We start from the raw sequence: 17,045 nt of genomic DNA on the forward strand, positions 1-17,045 counted from the left end.
GGTGCTTTTGGGCTCGCTCTAGGATCGCTGGATGTTCACGTTGACTACGGAACGCCTTGTTCTTCGAGATTTCACTGCCGCGGATGAAGGTGCCGTCCATCAGTACGCGTCCGACCCTGCCGTCTGTAGATATGTTGATTGGGGGCCGAACACCCCTGCGGTGACCAGGGCGTTCCTGGCTGACGCTGCACTAGAAGCTGCGCTCGTCGAACGTCGCACGTTCACCCTGGCCATCACGTCGAAGGCCGATGGAGCGGTCATCGGTTCGGTAGCTGTGTGGGAAGTATCCGCCGCGCACCGGCGGGCGGAACTCGGTTTTGTCGTGAACCCGAAGTTCCAAGGGCGAGGCTATGCGTCGGAGGCGGGGCGCGCGGTTCTGGAATTCGCCTTTGCTCGCTTCGGAGCGCAGCGAGTGCAAGCAACGTGTCGTCCCGAGAACTCGGCGTCGGCGTCGGTGCTCACCAAAATCGGAATGGAGGAGGAGGGGCGAATGAGGGCACTCATGGTGATCCGGGGGACCGCGGTGGATTCGCTGCTTTTTGCTGCAACACGACCCGCCGCCGTACAGCCAGAGATCACGTCATCTCACTTCGCGTGACCTTCCCGGGCCCTGGTGCGATACTCGAACCATGTTCGAGGATGCCTTGCTCATCGACGCGGCCGGCCGGCCCACTATGCAGCATCACCAGGCCTTTTCTCGGGACTGGGACCGCATCAAGGAGTGGTCCGACAACATCTACATGCCGTATACGGTCACGCCGATCGGAAGTCGGTTGAAGCCGGCTTCGGACATGTACTCCGCGGCAGTCGGCAAGATCGACGTCACCAGATTCTGTTACGGGATTCCGGTCTCCGTCGGTGAATGTTCGCCTGAGGCCGGAAACATTCTGGTTCTGACGACGATCAGAGGCAACGGTCGACATGCCCTCGGCGGAGGAACTGCGGTGAATACTGCCGTGGGGGAGACCTTTGTCGCCGACTGTAGCCGGACCGACTACTTCGTCGAATTCGACGAAGATCATCTGCAGCTGAATCTCACTGTGCCGCATCAGCTTGTCGCCGATCACGCCATGCAATGGTTCGGGTCGGTTCCCGACGACCGTCTGTGGCGGCACAAGTGCACCATTGGCGGGCGGGGCTCGAGTTGGCTGGCATTGATGGACTACGTCGTTCGCGCAATTGCAGAGTCGCCTGAGGCGATGTCGAGCGAAAGGCTGGGTGCCAGGGTTCAAGAACTCATCGCGGCTCAGCTTCTCGACGAGTGGGCGACGCAGGCCGGGCTGCAACTCGGCGTCGACGTCGCCTCCGCCGAACCTGCCTACGTGCGATCGGCAGAGGAGTACATCGATACGTTTGCTCGCTCGGTGCCGACGGCATCGGAGATCGCGGCTGCGGTGGGTGTCAGTGTCCGGGCGCTCACTGCGGGATTTCGACGGTACCGAGACACCACGCCGGGGCAACGATTGCGCGCGCGTCGGTTGGAGGGTGTACGCGGCGAACTGTTGCGTTCCGACGGGAGAACCGTCTCCGAAATCGCCAACGCTTGGGGCTACGTCAATCTGGGTATGTTTGCGGCCACATACCGGAAACGGTTCGGAGAGTTGCCTTCCGAGACCCGGAATCGACTCTGAGGACAGTTGTTTGAACGGTCATGACGATCGTTTTACGCACTCGATGAACTGCCGTGATCCGTTGTTTCGTGTCGGAGCGTTCTGCAAGGATTGAAATCGAACGTGACAGCAATCCCACGAGCTAGGAGTACGTCATGGCAACTCGACTCAATCCGTACATCAGCTTCAACGGCAATGCCCGTGAGGCGTTGGAGTTCTACAAAGAAATCTTTGGTGGCACGCTGGCGCTGAGCACGTTCGGTGAGTTCGGCAATCCCGATGAAGGCGGCGACAAGATCATGCACGGAATGCTCGAAACCGATCAGGGATACACCCTGATGGGTGCCGACACTCCGCCCGGCATGCCGTACAACCCCGGCGACAACATCACGGTCAGCCTCAGCGGCGACGACGGCGATGTGCTGCGCGGGTACTGGGAGCAGTTGTCGGGAACGGGAACGGTGAGCGTTCCACTCGAGAAGCAGATGTGGGGCGACGAATTCGGCGCCTGTACAGACAAATTCGGCATTTCCTGGCTGGTGAATATCGGAGCGCCCCAGAGCTGACTCCAAGCTCTGCCCGGTTCTGCCGAAACGAGACAGTTTTACTGCCGTTTCGAGGCAGAACCGGGTATGTGATCGCCGTTACATTCTGTTCGACAAGACAAGTTGCAAGTCGGATGGAGAAATGCAGTGACGATCGAAGATATTGCGCGGAAGCCCCTTTCGAAGCAGCACCTCGACGACGTGCTGGCGCGAGCAACTCAGCGGGCTGACCGAGTCCCGGGTGTCGTCGCGATGATCACGGATCGAGAAGGCAACATCTACGAGGGTGCAGCCGGTGAGCGGGCTCTCGGTCACGGCGAACCGATGACCCTCGATACAACCTTTGCGCTCTTCTCCACCACCAAGGCGATTACCGGTACCGCTGTCCTGCAATGTGTGGAGGAGGGGTTGCTCGATCTCGATGCACCTGCAGCGACCTATGTTCCCGACATCGGTGAGCTGAAGGTCCTGGACGGTTTCGACGCCGGCGGAAACCCCGTTCTTCGGGAACCCAAGCGTGACATCACCACTCGCATGCTGCTCCTTCACACTGCAGGGTTCGGCTACGACTTCTTCAACGAGTCGTACAACCGGCTCTCGCAGGAACATGGGCAGCCCAGCGTGATCACGTGTAGCAAAGCGGCGCTCACGACACCGCTGCTCTTCGACCCGGGTGAGAAGTGGGAGTACGGCACCAACATCGACTGGGCCGGACAGGTCGTCGAGTCGATTCGAGGTCATCGACTCGGCGATGTCATGCGTGAGCGCATCTTCGAACCTCTCGAGATGGCCGATACGGCATTCACGATGAGCCCGTCGATGATGGATCGACTTGCGCCGATCCATCAGCGTGAGAGCGACGGAAGCCTCACTCCGCTCATCGGATTCGAGCTTCCGGCCGAACCCGAGGTGCACATGGGTGGTCACGGTTTGCACGGCACTGTCGGCGACTACATGAAGTTCATTCGTATGTGGCTCAACGACGGCGCGGGCACATCCGGTCGCGTGTTGTCGCCGGAGACGGTAGCTGCAGCCGTTCAGAACGGGCTCGAAGGCCAGCACGTGGGGTTGTTGCCCGGAGTTCTCCCGACGCTGTCCAACGATGCGGAATTCTTCCCCGGTGTACCCAAGGGATGGGCATACTCCTTCATGACAAATGAAGAGGTGGCACCCACCGGTAGGCCGGCCGGATCGCTGGCTTGGGCGGGTCTTGCCAACCTCTATTACTGGATCGACCGGCAGACCGGCGTCGGCGGGTTCTGGGCAACGCAGATTCTGCCGTTCGTGGACCCTGGATCCATCAACGGATACCTGGAATTCGAGACCGCCGTTTACCAGTAACCGGCTGGATTCCCGCTGTCCGGGATCGACTGTTTCTTTCGGGCGGGTTCGGAGTACGCATGCAGTACAGCGCACGCTTGCATACGACGAACTAGGAGACGGCATGAACAGCCTCGAAGGCAGCTTCGAAGGAAAAGTTGCACTGATCACCGGCGCCGCACGCGGTCAGGGGCGCGCCCACGCTGTCGCATTCGCGGAGCGTGGCGCGGACATCGTGATCTGCGACCGGTGCGAGAACAGTGATGTCGTCGCCTACCCCCTCGCAAACGAGGAGGATCTGAAGGAAACCGTTCGTTTGGTGGAAGCCACCGGTCGTCGGTGCATTGCCGTCAAGGCAGACACTGCTGATCGCGACGCAATGGACGCGCTCGTTGCCCGCGCTGAAGCCGAGTTCGGCCGTGTCGACATCGCCGTCGCGAATGCCGGTGTGTCCGTGCCCGCTCCGATCACGTCGATGACGTCGGCGCAGTGGAACGAAGTCATCTCGTCGAACCTGACCGGTGTGTTCAACACCGTTGCGGCCGTGTCAGGTGGAATGGCGGAACGTGGTTACGGTCGCATCATCACGATTTCCTCGATGATGGGTCGCTCCGGTGGCACCCAGATGGCTGCGTACGGCGCCTCCAAGTGGGGCGTCATCGGTTTGACGAAGAGTGTGTCGCTCGAACTGGCAAACTCGGGTGTGACCGTGAATGCTATTGCACCGGGGAACATCTCGACGCCGATGATTCACAACGACATGATGTACGCGATGATGCGGCCTGACCTCGAATCGCCGACGGCAGACGACGTCGAACCCGTGTACGCGACTCTGCATGCGCAGCCGGTCGGTTGGCTGGATCCCTTCGAGATCACGCGAGTAGTCCTGTTCCTCGCCGCCGACGCGAGTGCCCACATGAGTGGCATCGTGGTTCCTGTCGACGCCGGAGTAGCCGCTCGCTCGAACGCTTGACGGACAAGACTGTTCGCGCGAAAGCGCGGACCGGGTGGGTCGTCGGCGTCCTGAGTCTGAGCGGTGTGGTGGTCGCGCTGCAACAGACCTTGGTGGTGCCGGTCCTGCCTGCGTTCGCGACGGCATCGGGAGTATCGTCGTCCACCGCTTCCTGGCTGGTGACCTCGACGTTGCTGACCGGTGCCGTCGCGACCCCTCTCATCGGCAGACTCGCCGACATGTTCGGCAAGCGCGCGATGATGCTCGTCTGTCTTGCCGTGATGATCGTCGGCTGCATGGTTGCTGCGCTCAGCCAGAGTTTCTGGTTACTGATCCTCGGGCGCTCGTTGCAGGGGTTCGCTACGGCACTTCTGCCCGTCGGAATCAGCATCATGCGAGATGTCCTTCCTCCGGAAAAGCTCAGTGGTGCAGTAGCTCTCATGAGTGCGACGTTGGGGATCGGCGGCATGTTCGGAATGCCGATGGCTGGGGTGATCTCGGCGCACTGGGGACTACCCGCGCTTTTCTGGGTCACTGGTGGATTCGGGGTCGTACTGATAGTCGTCTTGCCTCTGGTGGTGCCGGAATCGGATGTGAAGAGTCGCGGACGCTTCGACTTTCTGGGGGCCACGGTCCTCACACTCGCTATGACTGCACTGCTGCTGGCCGTTTCGAAAGGAACCGAATGGGGCTGGGCAAGCCCCGAGGTTCTGGTTCTGATCGCGTCCGGCGTGGTCTTGCTCTGTGGATGGATTCCGTGGGAACTGCACACGCCGGCACCGCTGGTCGACCTGCGGACTTCCCTTCGTGCTCCGATTTTGGTCTCGAACGTCTGCGCAGTCTTGCTCGGGTTTGCCATGTTCATCAGCGCGTTGGCGGCAACTCAGGAACTTCAGTTGCCCGTCGCGTCGGCGGACGGTCTCGGACTCTCAGCCGCCGAAGCCGGATTGGCGATGATGCCGGGCGGAGTTCTGATGATCGGATTGGCGCCGGTGTCGTCGAAGGTGACGAGGCGATGGGGAGCGAAGGCCACGTTGGCCTCAGGAGCGATCGTCATCGCAATCGGATACGTCTTGCGTGTGCTGTTGACGCCGACGCTGGTCAATATCGTGATCGGCGCTGCCGTGGTGTCCGCCGGTGTTGCATTTTCCCTGGCAGCCATGCCGACGCTGATCACCGAATCGGCACCGATCCGTCAGACTGCGTCGGCCAACGGATTCAACAGCTTGCTCCGCTCGGTCGGTACCTCCACCGGAAGCGCTGTTGCGGCTGCGGTATTGGCCGGTTCGACGGTGGTGATCGGTGCGAGCACTGTGCCGACACTGCATTCGTTCGCGGTTTTGTACTGGATCGGAGCGGGCGTATCAGCACTGGCCGCCGCGGTGACGTTGGCAGTGAAGGTGGAGCGGACGGGGGCGGTCTCGCGGCCCGAGCTACCAATTGCAGCCGAAACCGATGGCGCAACGAAGATCGGGTGAGTCGACGGACTCACCCGATCTTCGTCGTCACCGTTATCTCCGACTGGAATCGACCAGGTACTCGAGATTCTGGTTGTACGGTGTGGCCGTTACCGCCGCGTGCGAACTCACCCGAGACACCTCGGTAGTGCCGCGAACGACAGAGGCCTTGATGGAACCTACTTTCAACGGGGCGATGCAGCTGCTCATCCCGGCCGGGGCATTGCAGGTGGTGATCGTGGTTCCAACAGTCACTTTGACGACTGCGGGAGCGGTCAGGAAGGTGAGAACCTCGACGGTATCGCGAGCGGGGGATGACCATTGGCGCAGTGTCATAGGGGCAGCAGAGCGATTGACGGGGACCGCGGAGACCGACTGATTGCGGTAGATGAGATACGCGGTGTCGCGAACAATCGCGGGTGAGGCGCCGGTGCGGAAGCTGTACAACCCGTAGGAACTCATGTCGAGTAACGCGCGCCCATGGCCGGCGCTGGGTGCGAACGACGTTCCCTCGCTGTAGTCGTTCCAGGTGGCGAGCTGTACCCATTCGCTGTTGGACGCAATCGCAATCTGCCACATGTTCTGCAGATTTTGTGAATTCTGTGCCTCGTCGTAGATCGACTGACTCGGACGAACATCTTGGAAGGCGACTGGTTGCATCCATATCTTTCCCAAGGAGTGAGCGGCAGCGGCAAGTCCCATCGGAGAGTTCGGGTTCGATCCCGAGAGCGGATTTCCTGCCGGATTGCGGTTACCCCAATTCGACATCCCGTAGCTGATCGATGCAAAAGAATTCCGGTTGGCTGCTGCGTCGAGGAAAACCGGAACAAATGCCACATTTATTCCGTAAGAATTTTTCATAATAGTGATGAACTCCGACCACCAGCCCGCAGTCTTGTTTTCGGCAAGAAATGGCGAGATCACTAGTCGTCCGTCGTTCAATTTGAACGATGATGCCATGGTCGAATACGGTTTCATCTCTGCTGCCATTTGAGCTGCGGTCATGTTTTTGAACGCGCCGTTCATATCAGGCATGAGCATGATCTTGAAATTCGGATCGACTGCTGCGGCCGCTTTGATCAGGGCGGTGGGCACGGTGGAACCCCACCAACTGGTGTCGGTTGCCTTGGCGATGATGTCGACGGAGAATCCGTCGATGCCCGCGGCGATTGCCGAACGAACTTCGTTTTCGAGGTCGCGTTGGCGCCACTGCGTATCGGCGATGGGTTGCCGCGGTGTCGGCCGATCGCGGAGGAATCCTCCGTAGCGAACGTGTTTGTTGTTCTCGCCGTTGACCGTAAGATATTGTGTCGCATAGTAATCGCCAGACGGATTCGCATTGTCGATCGAAACCGGATAGGGCGGGAAGTAGTGAGCGAAAACCAACTTTCCGTTCAGTGCCGACTTGGGTGGAATGTCGAAGGGCAGCGCTGCAGATTCAGGATTCGCCGAGAACGAGGCCGGCGTGTACGTCGACGCGGAGCGTGGTTGTGTGTTGTACGCGGCGATCAGTGCGGCCGCGACAATCACGGCCAGGGTGAAGCAGATGGTCTCGAAGGAATATTTCGCCGTTTTTCGGATCCACGGAGTTCGGATGTATCGAGTTCTGATACTCATGGCACAGTCAGCCTTTCTCGATCCCCCGAAGTGTGAGTCTTCCCCGCGTGCACTGAATCGGTGATTCAATTCTTTTCGGCCTCTGTCTGATTTGTAATTCGAGATTCGACACCATAAGTCAACTGTCACCGGCCCGAGTGTCACTTGCTGTACGAGTGTAACGCTGCCGCGTTCATCATGAATACCTGAAAGCGGTCTTTGTTCAAGAATTTCGGGTTTTTCTTTCCGGTATATATCCGTCGAAAGGTCGGTGAAATTTATCGGCTGTATTGGACAGGACTGGGACGTGTGGTCTGTTCCGTACCTCGTGGCCGAAAGGCACCGGCGAAACCAGGGAGGTGATTGCAGCCGGGCAACTGACGAAATTTCCTGGAATGTGTCGGCCACCTGGGTCACACTGGGGAACGGACTACCGACGGATTACCGATGCGGGAGGGCTCATGACCGAAGCGATTGTGGCCGAGGGGCTGGTCAAGAAGTACGGCGACGTCACGGCATTGGACGGCATCGACCTGGAAGTGCGCGAGGGTTCGGTGATGGCTCTGTTGGGCCCCAACGGCGCCGGAAAAACCACTGCGGTAAGGATATTCACGACGCTGCTCATTCCCGACGGTGGACGCGCCAAGGTTGCCGGGCTGGACGTGGTCGAGGATGCGCGGGCGTTGCGATCCAAGATCGGTGCTTCGGGTCAGTACGCCGCGGTCGACGAGTACCTGACGGGCTACGAGAATCTGGACATGGTCGGGCGGCTGTATCACCTCGGCGCCCGAAGCAGTAAGGCCCGAGCGCGTGAATTGCTCGAGCAGTTCGATCTCGTCGAGGCTGGAGATCGGCCGGTCAAGGGCTATTCCGGCGGAATGCGGCGACGTCTCGATCTCGCCGGCGCATTGGTTGCTCGGCCGCAGGTGTTGTTTCTCGACGAGCCGACCACGGGCCTCGATCCTCGGGCGCGACTCGGTCTCTGGGACGTCATCGAAGGGTTGGTGGCTCAGGGGACCACGCTGTTGCTCACGACGCAATACATGGAGGAAGCCGAGAGGTTGGCCGACCAGATCGCCGTCATCGACCGCGGCTCGGTCATCGCGCGCGGTACTGCAGACCAGTTGAAGGCGCGGGTCGGGGGTGAGCGCATCGAATTGAGCGTGCACGAGGTCGAACATCTCGACATCGTCCGCGAGGAATTGCGCTCGCTTGCCGTGGGGGACATTCAGGTTCAAGAGAATGTCCGTCGCGTCACTGTTCCTGTCGACGACGGCACCGACGCGTTGGTCGCGGCGCTGAATCTTCTGTCGGCACGAGGTATCCGCGTATTCGACGTCGGCCTGCGCAGACCCACTCTCGACGATGTCTTCCTCACACTGACCGGGCACCAGGCTGAACTGGAGGATCAGAAATGACCGTGCAGATGGCGCTCGAAGACGGTTTGACCATCGCCAGGCGAAACTTGATCAAGATCAAGCGCGTTCCGGATCTGCTGGTGTTCACCACTTTGTCGCCGATCATGTTCGTGCTCTTGTTCGCGTATGTGTTCGGCAGTGCGATCTCCGTCCCGGGCACGTCGTATCGAGAATTCCTGATCGCCGGAATCTTCACGCAGACGGTCATATTCGGTGCTACCTGGACTGGTTTGGGGATGGTCGAAGACATTCAGAAAGGAATCATCGACAGATTTCGATCGCTGCCCATGGCTCCGTCTGCCGTGCTGACAGGCCGAACATCGAGTGACGTGTTGATCAACGTCATCAGTTTGGTGGTCATGTCGTTGACCGGTCTTCTGGTCGGGTGGCGGATTCACTCCAGTTTCCTCGAAGCGGTGGCGGGTTATGCGCTGCTTCTGTTCTTCGCGTACGCGTTGTCGTGGGTCATGGCTGTTGTCGGGCTTTGGATCCGGACACCGGAGGTATTCAACAACGCGAGCTTCATCGTCATCTTTCCGCTGTCGTTCATCGCGAACACTTTTGTCGAGACCACCAATCTTCCCGGCCCGCTCAAAGTGATCGCCGAATGGAATCCGGTGTCGGCGGTTACTCAGGCGGTGCGTGAATTGTTCGGCAATACCAATCCTGCGATGACGGTTCCGGATGCGTGGCCGCTGCAGAATCCGGTCATCGCGTCGTTGTTGTGGACTTTCGGTTTGCTGATCGTCTTCGTGCCGTTCGCTATTCGTCGGTATCAGAAGGCAGTCAGCCGCTGACCTGGTGATTCCGGCCGGTAGGGTGGATGTGTGCCGGAGCCCGAACGCATCGATAAACGCAGCCTGAGATACGCCGGGCGACGTGAGGAGTTGCTCGACGCGCTGACCCGCTACGTCATCGACAACGGTGTCGGGGAGTTGACGGTGAGGCAGCTCGCCAAGGCCGTGGGTGTGTCGCATGCGTCGTTGCTCAACCATTTCGAGAGCAAGGAGAATCTGCTCTCCGAGGTCATCGAGAACATGCGTGGTGAGTCCATTCCGATTGCGGTGCCGATGAAACCGGGGGTCGATCCGGCGACAGTGCTGACTGCGTGGTGGACCGAACGTACGACGCCGGAGGTCCTGCCGCGGTTCCGGGTGATGGTCGAGATCTACGCCCTCGCGCTCGGCGACCGCGACCGCTACGGACGGTTCCTGGACCGTTTTGTGGGCGATTGGATCGAGGCACTGGAAGCCGGTCTACGACAAGCGGGTTGCCCCGAGGACGATGTTGCCTCTGTCGCTACTCTGTTGCTCTCGCAAATGCGGGGTCTGTCGATGGATCTTCTGGCCACCGGGGACCGGGCCCGCGTCGATCGCGCGTTCGGGCTTTTTGTCGACGGCTTTGCCGCCCGCGCTCGGGAGTGGTCCACGCCAAGATCCGATCGCCTTCAACGCTGACCGATCACCACGGTCGACGCGGTCTCGCTGTAGGTTGCCACCCGAGTGAGAAACCCTCCCCGAGTGAATGTTTCAACAGTCATTTCGACCTGCTCCGTACTCGTCTCGACGAGAAGGCAGCCACCCGGTCGTAGCCACGGCGCGGCGTCCGCGATGATGCGACGCTGCAGGTCCAGTCCGTCGGTACCGCCGTCCAACGAGACCAGCGGTTCGTGAAGACGGGCTTCGGGCGGCATCAGCCTGATCGATTCGGTGGGGACGTAAGGTGCATTGGCGACGACGACATCCACGCGACCGAGTAATTTCGTCGGCAGTGGTTCGAATAAATCGCCTTCGAGTACACGCTCGGGCGGTGTGATGTTTCGGCGAGCGCACCGCACTGCGGCCGGTTCCACGTCTACCGCGTACAAATCGACGGCGTCGAGCGTCGACTGCAGGACAACACCGACAGCTCCTGAGCCGCAACACATGTCGACGACGACGCTTCCTGGGGTGACAAGTGAGCAGGCCTGCCGGGCGAGGAACTCGGTGCGCCGGCGTGGGACGAAGACTCCGGAGTCGATGTGAATGCGCAAGCCGCAGAACTCGGCCCATCCGAGGACGGGCTCGAGTGGTTCGCCGGCAACTCGTCGGTCGACCATCGCGTCGAGTTCATCGCGAGAGCGTGCGGTGTGAAGAAGTAGGCGAGCCTCGTCTTCGGCGAAGACGCAACCTGCTGCTCGGAGGATCGCGGCCACCGACTTCTGCTGCGAAGCAGGGAAGGTCGGGAGATCAGGTGCTGACATGAGAGAGCCTTTCGGCCTCCTGATCTCGCGGGGGACCTGCACGTATCGAACACCGCCACCCTACCCGAGCAGGCGTGTCACGACGGTCGATGCGGAGCGGAAATTTAGGTTGACCAAATGGTAAGGCTGTTCTATGGTCTGAACTCGATCAGCTGATGTGGGGCCGATCACCACATATGCACCGTCACCGCAATCGGTAGGAGAAGTACGTGAGTAAGCGACTGTGTAGGACGCTCGTCGGACTGAGTGCGAGTGCGTTGGTGGCGTTGACAGTTGCGGCGCCGGCCGGAGCGGAACCGAACGATGCTCCGGGTGCTGTCGTGAGTCAGGAGTTGCTCGGTCCCGACCGGGTGATCCCGGGTGCCGTGAGCGCAACGAAGGTGACGTACTGGTCGACGGGCCCGAAGGATGCGCCGATGACGAGTACCGGTGTGGTGTATCGCCCAGAGGGAGCTCCGCCCGAGGGTGGTTGGCCGGTCATCTCCTACGCGCACGGGACGGTGGGTGTCGCGGATCAGTGTGCGCCGAGCAGCAGTGTTCCACTCGAACGGACCGCGACGCATCTGGGTCACTGGCTGGAGCAGGGATACGCGGTCGTGACCACCGACTACGTGGGGCTCGGAACACCCGGTGTTCACCCGTATCTCGACGGTCGTTCCGCTGCACACAGCGTTGTGGACATGGTGCGTGCCGCTCGTGCGGTCGACGACGACCTGTCGAGCGCATGGGTTGCGATGGGGCAGTCGCAGGGCGGGCAGGCGACTATGTTCACCGCTTCGCTTGCCACTGCTTACGCGCCGGAGTTGGACTACCGCGGCGCTGTCGCCACTGGTGTCCCCTCGAACATCGAGAATCTTCTACCGCTCGGTGGTCCGGCTTTCCCGGCGCTTCCGCTCAAGGGTACGACGGTCTACATCGCGAACGTTCTTGACGGACTGCGTGCTTCGCGGCCGGATATCGACATCGACTCGTATCTGACCCCGCTCGGCAAGACCATCCTCGACGACGTCGAGAACAACATGTGCTACACCGAGGCGCGCACGAAGTACGGAACCGTCACACTCGGGCAGGTGCTGACGAAGTCGCTGGACAATCCAGTATTCATGGAGGCTGCGCGTGACCTGCTCACTGTGCCGACCGCAGGATACGACCGCCCGTTCTTCATCGGTCAGGGGTTGTCGGACATCGATGTTCCGGCACCGCTGACACTGAAGTTCGCGGCCGACCTTACTGCCAACGGTGTCGACTTTGCATTCCATACCTATCCCACTGATCATCTGGGAACCGTTCCGGCTTCGGTTCCAGACAGTACCCCGTTTGTCGCGGCACTGTTCTCTGGTCAACGGCCATGCACCGGAAGCCTCTGCTGACCAACATCTTTCAGGCGGAACCAACTCCGCGCAGATAGATGTCGATCGGGATCCGAAGTTGCCGAACGGTTTCGGAGGAGCGGGGATCTCGGCTACGCGCTCCGAGGCAGTAGTCGAAGATCAAGCCCTCCAGAAGGCTCAGAAAATTTGCGGCGGCGACGTCAGGATCGTCAACGCCAACGATGTCGAAGACAGGCCTTGCCTTCTCCCGTGAAAACAGGCTGTCTTCGAGGAGTTGGTGCAATGCCGAATCTCGGGGAGTTTCCAAGAGCAGTGCATATCTCGCGATCAATTCGTGTCTGCGGTGCGAGAGAAGATCATCGAGATACTCGGCCGTCAGGGCAGCAGGATCGCTGGGCCTCTCGCGGAGTTCGTCGAATATCGAACGTGACCGGTGCACGATGTGCAATGCGGTTGCTTCGAGTAGTGCCTCGCGAGTGCGGAAATAGTACGACGTCGAACCGGCAGGAAGTTCCAGGGACTGATCAACCGCCCGATGGGTGAGTGCACGCGGGCCCTGCTCGGCGATGATCGTGACGGCGGATGCCGCGATGAGGGCTCTGCGATCAGGCTTCATATCGTTCCTTGTTGTCGATGTTGCATGCTGCAGATGGTGCGTCGTGAGGGTCACATTGACTCGATTTGCCTTCGATCACTAGCCTCGACTCTACAGACGTAGAGGAGTCTTATGCTACTGGACAAAGAGCAGTTGGCGGCACGCGAAGCCCTCGACGCACTGCAGGCCCGGATCTCGGGCGGTGAGGTCGGGGGTGGGATCTATCTCTGGGGTAGCGTCGGCCGCGGGAAGACGATGCTCATGGACGAGTTCTACGACAGGCTCCCGGTCAGCAAGCGGCGCATTCACTTTCATCGGTTCTTTGCAGATCTGCACTCTCGGGCGCATGAACTCGGCTCGATGGGCGTGGCACTGGATCACGTCGTCGATGGAATCCGTGTGCTCTGTTTCGACGAGTTCCACATCGACGACGTCGCCGACGCCATGTTCATGGCAAGGGTTCTCGACACAATCGTCGCGAAAGGCGTGACTGTTGTCGTCACGTCCAATGTTCCGCCGACCGATCTTCTTCCCAATCCGCTTTTTCACGAGCAGTTCGTTCCGTCGATCGAGTTGATCGAACGGACTCTCGAGGTGATCGAGTTGGGTGGCTCCGTCGACTATCGGACGGCGGGACAGCCAGGTGCCGGGGACTACCGATTTGCGACAGGGGAATTCCTCGTCGGCTCGGGAATTACGCGGCCTTCGGGCGAAAGTGTCGAATTGACGATAGGCACACGCACATTGGAGTGCTCGGCGATTCGAGACGGTGTCGTCTGGTTCGACTTCGAGGTGCTGTGCACTGGTTCGACCTCGGCTGCCGATTACCTCGCGCTCGCCGCCCGCTTCGACGACTGGGTGATCTTCGGAGTGCCGGTGCTCGCCGAGGCGTCGGAATTTGCCCTTCGCCGTTTCGCGAATGTCGTCGATGTTCTCTATGACGTCGATGCGCGGCTGACGATCTACGCCGACGCTTACGTCGAAGAAGTGGCAGGCAGCCTCCGGGACGTGCCGGGGTTGGCGCGCCTCTACAGTCGTCTGTCGCTACTGGCGAGGTCGGCGGTGGGCAGCATCAGTTGAGGAGCAGCGTCAATTCCAGGTGAGATCGCCGGTCGCGGCGCTGGGCGTGAGTCCGAACATGCTGTGGCAGATCCGGTTGAGATGGGCGCTGTCGGTGAAGCCGGCCTCGTGTGCACTGGTTGTCAGGCTTGCGCCACCGCTCATCACTTCCATGGCGCGTCGTAGCCGCAACCAACGAATGTAGGTCGAAAAACTCATCTGCAGTTGATCGTTGAAGATTCTTCCCAATCGGCCGGGCGAGATGGAGACCAGCGCGGCGGTGTCCGTCACCGTTATCGGCCCCGAAAGTCGCTCGGGCAGTATCGTCAGAGCATGCTCGAGTGCAGGGTGAAGAGCGCGTACGTTCGACGGCTGCTTGCTTTCGGACAGTGAATCGATCAGCCTCGCTGCGTATTCCAGATCCGAATCAGCGCCACGGTCCGTCATCGCTACTGCGGTCCGCCCACGGTCCGACCAGTCGGCCACACCACCGTGCTCGGATACAGGCGGCCTGATGCGCCGGCCCATTCCCGTGGTGGAGTCCACGTAAATCGCTCGTCCCCGCGCGCCCTCGGAGGCGGACAACGCGTGGACCGCCCCGGATGGAATGACCACGGACCGCACGACTTCACTGTGGCCGTCCCCGTCCGTGACCGTGACGTCCCCGTCGTCGATGATCATGATCTGAACAGCGGCGTGCGAATGCATGTGCGCGGATCCCACTGCGCCGGTGAACATGAGAATTCCGGGCTGCATGTGGACGGCGCCGGACCAGGTCATGTCGGAAATCATAGTGACGACCCTGACAGAGCTCGGGGTCCGGTCATCCTCCGGTAGGACCGAGCTCAGTCCGAAGATCGTGCGCTGGGCCGATGTGCTGGCGAGGGGTTCACGAGAAGGTGGAATCATGAACAACGCACAAGCACCCGCAGTCCTGTCGGTCCACGCGCTGGGCAAGTCGTACGGCGACGTTCCAGTGCTCCGAGGTGTATCGCTGGAAGTGCGCGCCGGTACTGCTACGGCCATCATGGGTCCTTCAGGGTCGGGCAAGTCGACTCTGCTGCATTGCATGTCAGGAATCGTCAAGCCCGACTCGGGAGCAATCCTGCTGAGCGGCAGGCATATCGAGAACCTCGGTGAGAACGACCGCAGCCGCCTCCGACGCGAGTCGTACGGATTCGTTTTTCAATCGGGCCAACTGTTGCCGGAGCTTCCGGCGATCGAGAACGTCGCTTTGCCCTTGGTGCTCAACGGGTTGTCCATCGCCGAAGCCAAGCGGACGGCGCACGGCTTCTTCGCGCCATTGGGACTGGACGGTCTGCAGGACCGTCGCCCGGGTCAGATGTCGGGTGGTCAGTCGCAACGTGTGGCGATTGCGCGAGCGTTGGTGACCAAACCCGCCGTTCTCTTCGCGGACGAGCCGACCGGTGCCCTCGACGCGCAGACGAGTTGGGAAGTGATGAGGGTGTTGCGTGATTCGGCTCAACAGATCGGTTCTGCGTTGGTCGTCGTCACCCACGATGCCGAAGTCGCCCGGTGGTGTGATCGCACGATGATGATGCAGGCCGGTTCGCTCGTCGGGACACAGGTGGCGGCATGAAGGCCACAGCGCGCGTTGCATTGATGACGGTGCGAGGTGAAGGCCGAAAGGCGTTGAGTACCTTTGCGCTTCCCGTAACGGCCTTCGCCGCGTCAACGACCTTGCTACTCACCGTTCTCGGCGGCTACGGTGCATTCGCGGGCAGATCGAGCGAACCCGAAGCCGAGGCGTACCTAGCACTCGCAGGGGTTGCTTCGGTGTTGATGATCGTTCCAGCCGTCACTCTCGGCCTGGCGGCGGCCCGCTTGGGCGCGCGCCGTCGCGACGAACGACTTGCCTCGCTGCGACTCATCGGATCCACCCCTCGCCAGATCGTTGCGCTGTGCGCTGCGGAATCGGGTATCCAGGGCTTGGCCGGTGCGTTGATCGGTGTGGTGGGATACCTCCTCGCGTTGCCGCTCGTAGCTCTCTTGAGATTTCAAGGTCGGACATTCGAGTGGAGTGAGCTTTGGGTAGGCGCACTTCCGCTGGTGGGCATCGTATTCGGAATGACCATCCTGGCTGCTTTGACGTCGATGCTCGGGATGCGCCAGGTGTTCGTGAGCCCGTTGGGCGTCACGGCGGGCAATCCCAGCGCCGCACCGAAGATGATCTTCGCGGTGGCTGGGGTGGGGGTTCTTGTGGGATGGAGTGCATTCGGGGGCTCCGCGGCAAGCATCGCGGCAATCCTGGTGGGCCTTGGTCTCTGCTTCGGCGTTGTTGCGTTGGTCGGTCCGTTCGTCATTTCGCTGCTTGGACGGATCATGCTCAAATGCGCCAAAGACGGTGCTTCGCTGATTGCGGCGCGTCGGGTCTTGGACAATCCGAAGGCTGTGTGGCGCACGGTCAGCGGTGTGACGATGGCCAGCTTTGTTGCCGCAGGCACATCTCTCCTCGCCGCGATCGGCAACGGGGAAGGGCAGGATGTGCAGCCAGGGCAGGAGTTCCTGTTCGCGGACATGAGAACCGGGGTGTTGTTCACTCTCGGAGCAACATTCACGTTGGCGGCAATCTCGTCTGCGCTCACCCAGGTATCCGGGATCCTCGACAACCGTGAGCTGTATCGGAGTCTGACTCTGGCCGGTACACCTGTCGAGGTGATGGACAGCGCCCGCATGCGGCACGTTCGCACTCCCGTGGTGGTGATGGCACTGGCCGGTGCCGGCGCTGCACTGCTGTTCCTCTTCCCACTGGCAGGGGCAGCCGTATTGACCACTCCGATGGCGCTGGTTCAGTTGGGCGTCACCCTGGCTGTGGGGATCGCGTTGGTGTTGGCCAGTGCGTTTGCAGCCAAGCCCGTCATGCGACGGGTACTCGCGGGCTGAATCTCCGCCCCTCGTC

At 60.8% G+C, this 17,045-nt stretch carries 17 protein-coding genes; 13 read left to right on the forward strand and 4 right to left on the reverse strand.

Annotated elements, in window-relative coordinates; all coding sequences use genetic code 11:
• Positions 1–31 precede the first annotated feature (31 nt).
• The 6 genes from ACBG85_RS03940 to ACBG85_RS03965 all read left to right on the forward strand — a co-directional run bounded on the left by ACBG85_RS03940 (position 32) and on the right by ACBG85_RS03965 (position 5,905).
• Positions 32–598: a GNAT family N-acetyltransferase gene (locus ACBG85_RS03940; RefSeq protein ID WP_372026267.1), complete on the forward strand. Its 567-nt coding sequence runs from the start codon at positions 32–34 to the stop codon at positions 596–598.
• Between the two features lie 31 nt (positions 599–629).
• Entirely contained in the window at positions 630–1,631 is a 1,002-nt protein-coding gene (locus ACBG85_RS03945; protein ID WP_007734026.1) for an AraC family transcriptional regulator, read from the forward strand.
• Positions 1,632–1,765: 134 nt separating this feature from the next.
• Positions 1,766–2,176 (forward strand): VOC family protein, encoded by a 411-nt coding sequence (locus tag ACBG85_RS03950; protein ID WP_042920520.1) that lies wholly within the window; start codon positions 1,766–1,768, stop codon positions 2,174–2,176.
• A 180-nt stretch (positions 2,177–2,356) separates the two neighbouring features.
• On the forward strand, positions 2,357–3,496 hold the full coding sequence (locus ACBG85_RS03955) for a serine hydrolase domain-containing protein (protein ID WP_372027825.1): 1,140 nt from the start codon (positions 2,357–2,359) through the stop codon (positions 3,494–3,496).
• 103 nt (positions 3,497–3,599) lie between these two features.
• Positions 3,600–4,448, forward strand: coding sequence for a mycofactocin-coupled SDR family oxidoreductase (locus tag ACBG85_RS03960; protein WP_003945658.1), 849 nt, complete (start codon positions 3,600–3,602; stop codon positions 4,446–4,448).
• Positions 4,445–5,905: an MFS transporter gene (locus ACBG85_RS03965; protein ID WP_372026268.1), complete on the forward strand. Its 1,461-nt coding sequence runs from the start codon at positions 4,445–4,447 to the stop codon at positions 5,903–5,905. Before ACBG85_RS03960 ends, ACBG85_RS03965 begins: the two co-directional genes overlap by 4 nt.
• A 33-nt stretch (positions 5,906–5,938) precedes the next feature.
• On the opposite strand, the gene ACBG85_RS03970 is transcribed toward ACBG85_RS03965, so the two are convergent.
• On the reverse strand, positions 5,939–7,888 hold the full coding sequence (locus tag ACBG85_RS03970; protein WP_372026269.1) for a glycoside hydrolase family 71 protein: 1,950 nt from the start codon (positions 7,886–7,888) through the stop codon (positions 5,939–5,941).
• 53 nt (positions 7,889–7,941) lie between these two features.
• Between ACBG85_RS03970 and ACBG85_RS03975 the strand changes: the two genes are divergently transcribed.
• Genes ACBG85_RS03975 through ACBG85_RS03985 form a run of 3 tightly spaced genes read left to right on the forward strand, consistent with a single transcriptional unit; the run spans position 7,942 to position 10,355 of the window.
• Entirely contained in the window at positions 7,942–8,898 is a 957-nt protein-coding gene (locus tag ACBG85_RS03975) for a daunorubicin resistance protein DrrA family ABC transporter ATP-binding protein (RefSeq protein WP_003945489.1), read from the forward strand.
• Positions 8,895–9,695, forward strand: coding sequence for an ABC transporter permease (locus ACBG85_RS03980; RefSeq protein ID WP_003945537.1), 801 nt, complete (start codon positions 8,895–8,897; stop codon positions 9,693–9,695). Before ACBG85_RS03975 ends, ACBG85_RS03980 begins: the two co-directional genes overlap by 4 nt.
• Positions 9,696–9,725: 30 nt before the next feature.
• Entirely contained in the window at positions 9,726–10,355 is a 630-nt protein-coding gene (locus ACBG85_RS03985) for a TetR/AcrR family transcriptional regulator (RefSeq protein ID WP_064688618.1), read from the forward strand.
• Here the strand turns inward: ACBG85_RS03985 and ACBG85_RS03990 are convergent.
• Positions 10,346–11,140: a putative protein N(5)-glutamine methyltransferase gene (locus ACBG85_RS03990; protein WP_047269628.1), complete on the reverse strand. Its 795-nt coding sequence runs from the start codon at positions 11,138–11,140 to the stop codon at positions 10,346–10,348. The genes ACBG85_RS03985 and ACBG85_RS03990 overlap by 10 nt on opposite strands.
• 209 nt (positions 11,141–11,349) lie before the next feature.
• Between ACBG85_RS03990 and ACBG85_RS03995 the strand changes: the two genes are divergently transcribed.
• Complete coding sequence (locus ACBG85_RS03995) at positions 11,350–12,510, forward strand: lipase family protein (RefSeq protein WP_047269627.1); 1,161 nt, start codon at positions 11,350–11,352, stop codon at positions 12,508–12,510.
• Between the two features lie 10 nt (positions 12,511–12,520).
• Here the strand turns inward: ACBG85_RS03995 and ACBG85_RS04000 are convergent, their stop codons facing one another.
• Positions 12,521–13,087 carry a TetR/AcrR family transcriptional regulator gene (locus ACBG85_RS04000; RefSeq protein ID WP_063315041.1) on the reverse strand — a complete coding sequence of 189 codons (567 nt, stop codon included), beginning with the start codon at positions 13,085–13,087 and terminating at the stop codon, positions 12,521–12,523.
• A 111-nt stretch (positions 13,088–13,198) separates the two neighbouring features.
• Here ACBG85_RS04000 and zapE point away from each other — a divergent pair, with 111 nt between their 5' ends.
• The gene (gene zapE, locus ACBG85_RS04005; RefSeq protein WP_372026270.1) at positions 13,199–14,146 is read left to right on the forward strand and encodes a cell division protein ZapE; all 948 of its coding nucleotides are present in this window, start codon (positions 13,199–13,201) and stop codon (positions 14,144–14,146) included.
• A gap of 9 nt (positions 14,147–14,155) precedes the next feature.
• Here zapE and ACBG85_RS04010 read toward each other — a convergent pair whose 3' ends face one another.
• Positions 14,156–14,905 (reverse strand): AraC family transcriptional regulator, encoded by a 750-nt coding sequence (locus tag ACBG85_RS04010; protein ID WP_065456243.1) that lies wholly within the window; start codon positions 14,903–14,905, stop codon positions 14,156–14,158.
• Between ACBG85_RS04010 and ACBG85_RS04015 the strand changes: the two genes are divergently transcribed.
• Together ACBG85_RS04015 and ACBG85_RS04020 are read left to right on the forward strand one after the other, a co-directional pair.
• Entirely contained in the window at positions 14,880–15,725 is an 846-nt protein-coding gene (locus ACBG85_RS04015) for an ABC transporter ATP-binding protein (RefSeq protein WP_054188043.1), read from the forward strand. The two genes, ACBG85_RS04010 and ACBG85_RS04015, sit on opposite strands and share 26 nt — an antisense overlap.
• The gene (locus tag ACBG85_RS04020; RefSeq protein WP_064111313.1) at positions 15,722–17,029 is read left to right on the forward strand and encodes an FtsX-like permease family protein; all 1,308 of its coding nucleotides are present in this window, start codon (positions 15,722–15,724) and stop codon (positions 17,027–17,029) included. Before ACBG85_RS04015 ends, ACBG85_RS04020 begins: the two co-directional genes overlap by 4 nt.
• Positions 17,030–17,045 lie beyond the last annotated feature (16 nt).

Source organism: Rhodococcus sp. NyZ502 (assembly GCF_041464245.1).
Classification (GTDB): domain Bacteria; phylum Actinomycetota; class Actinomycetes; order Mycobacteriales; family Mycobacteriaceae; genus Rhodococcus_F; species Rhodococcus_F qingshengii.

What these genes read in the sequence shown, in the direction of transcription:
- ACBG85_RS03940 (WP_372026267.1), top strand. Translation starts at nt 32, where the DNA reads ATGTTCACGTTGACTACGGAACGCCTTGTTCTTCGAGATTTCACTGCC.
- ACBG85_RS03945 (WP_007734026.1), top strand. Translation starts at nt 630, where the DNA reads ATGTTCGAGGATGCCTTGCTCATCGACGCGGCCGGCCGGCCCACTATG.
- ACBG85_RS03950 (WP_042920520.1), top strand. Translation starts at nt 1,766, where the DNA reads ATGGCAACTCGACTCAATCCGTACATCAGCTTCAACGGCAATGCCCGT.
- ACBG85_RS03960 (WP_003945658.1), top strand. Translation starts at nt 3,600, where the DNA reads ATGAACAGCCTCGAAGGCAGCTTCGAAGGAAAAGTTGCACTGATCACC.
- ACBG85_RS03975 (WP_003945489.1), top strand. Translation starts at nt 7,942, where the DNA reads ATGACCGAAGCGATTGTGGCCGAGGGGCTGGTCAAGAAGTACGGCGAC.
- ACBG85_RS03980 (WP_003945537.1), top strand. Translation starts at nt 8,895, where the DNA reads ATGACCGTGCAGATGGCGCTCGAAGACGGTTTGACCATCGCCAGGCGA.
- ACBG85_RS03990 (WP_047269628.1), bottom strand. Translation starts at nt 11,140, where the DNA reads ATGTCAGCACCTGATCTCCCGACCTTCCCTGCTTCGCAGCAGAAGTCG.
- ACBG85_RS04000 (WP_063315041.1), bottom strand. Translation starts at nt 13,087, where the DNA reads ATGAAGCCTGATCGCAGAGCCCTCATCGCGGCATCCGCCGTCACGATC.
- zapE (WP_372026270.1), top strand. Translation starts at nt 13,199, where the DNA reads ATGCTACTGGACAAAGAGCAGTTGGCGGCACGCGAAGCCCTCGACGCA.
- ACBG85_RS04015 (WP_054188043.1), top strand. Translation starts at nt 14,880, where the DNA reads ATGTGGACGGCGCCGGACCAGGTCATGTCGGAAATCATAGTGACGACC.
- ACBG85_RS04010 (WP_065456243.1), bottom strand. Translation starts at nt 14,905, where the DNA reads ATGACCTGGTCCGGCGCCGTCCACATGCAGCCCGGAATTCTCATGTTC.
- ACBG85_RS04020 (WP_064111313.1), top strand. Translation starts at nt 15,722, where the DNA reads ATGAAGGCCACAGCGCGCGTTGCATTGATGACGGTGCGAGGTGAAGGC.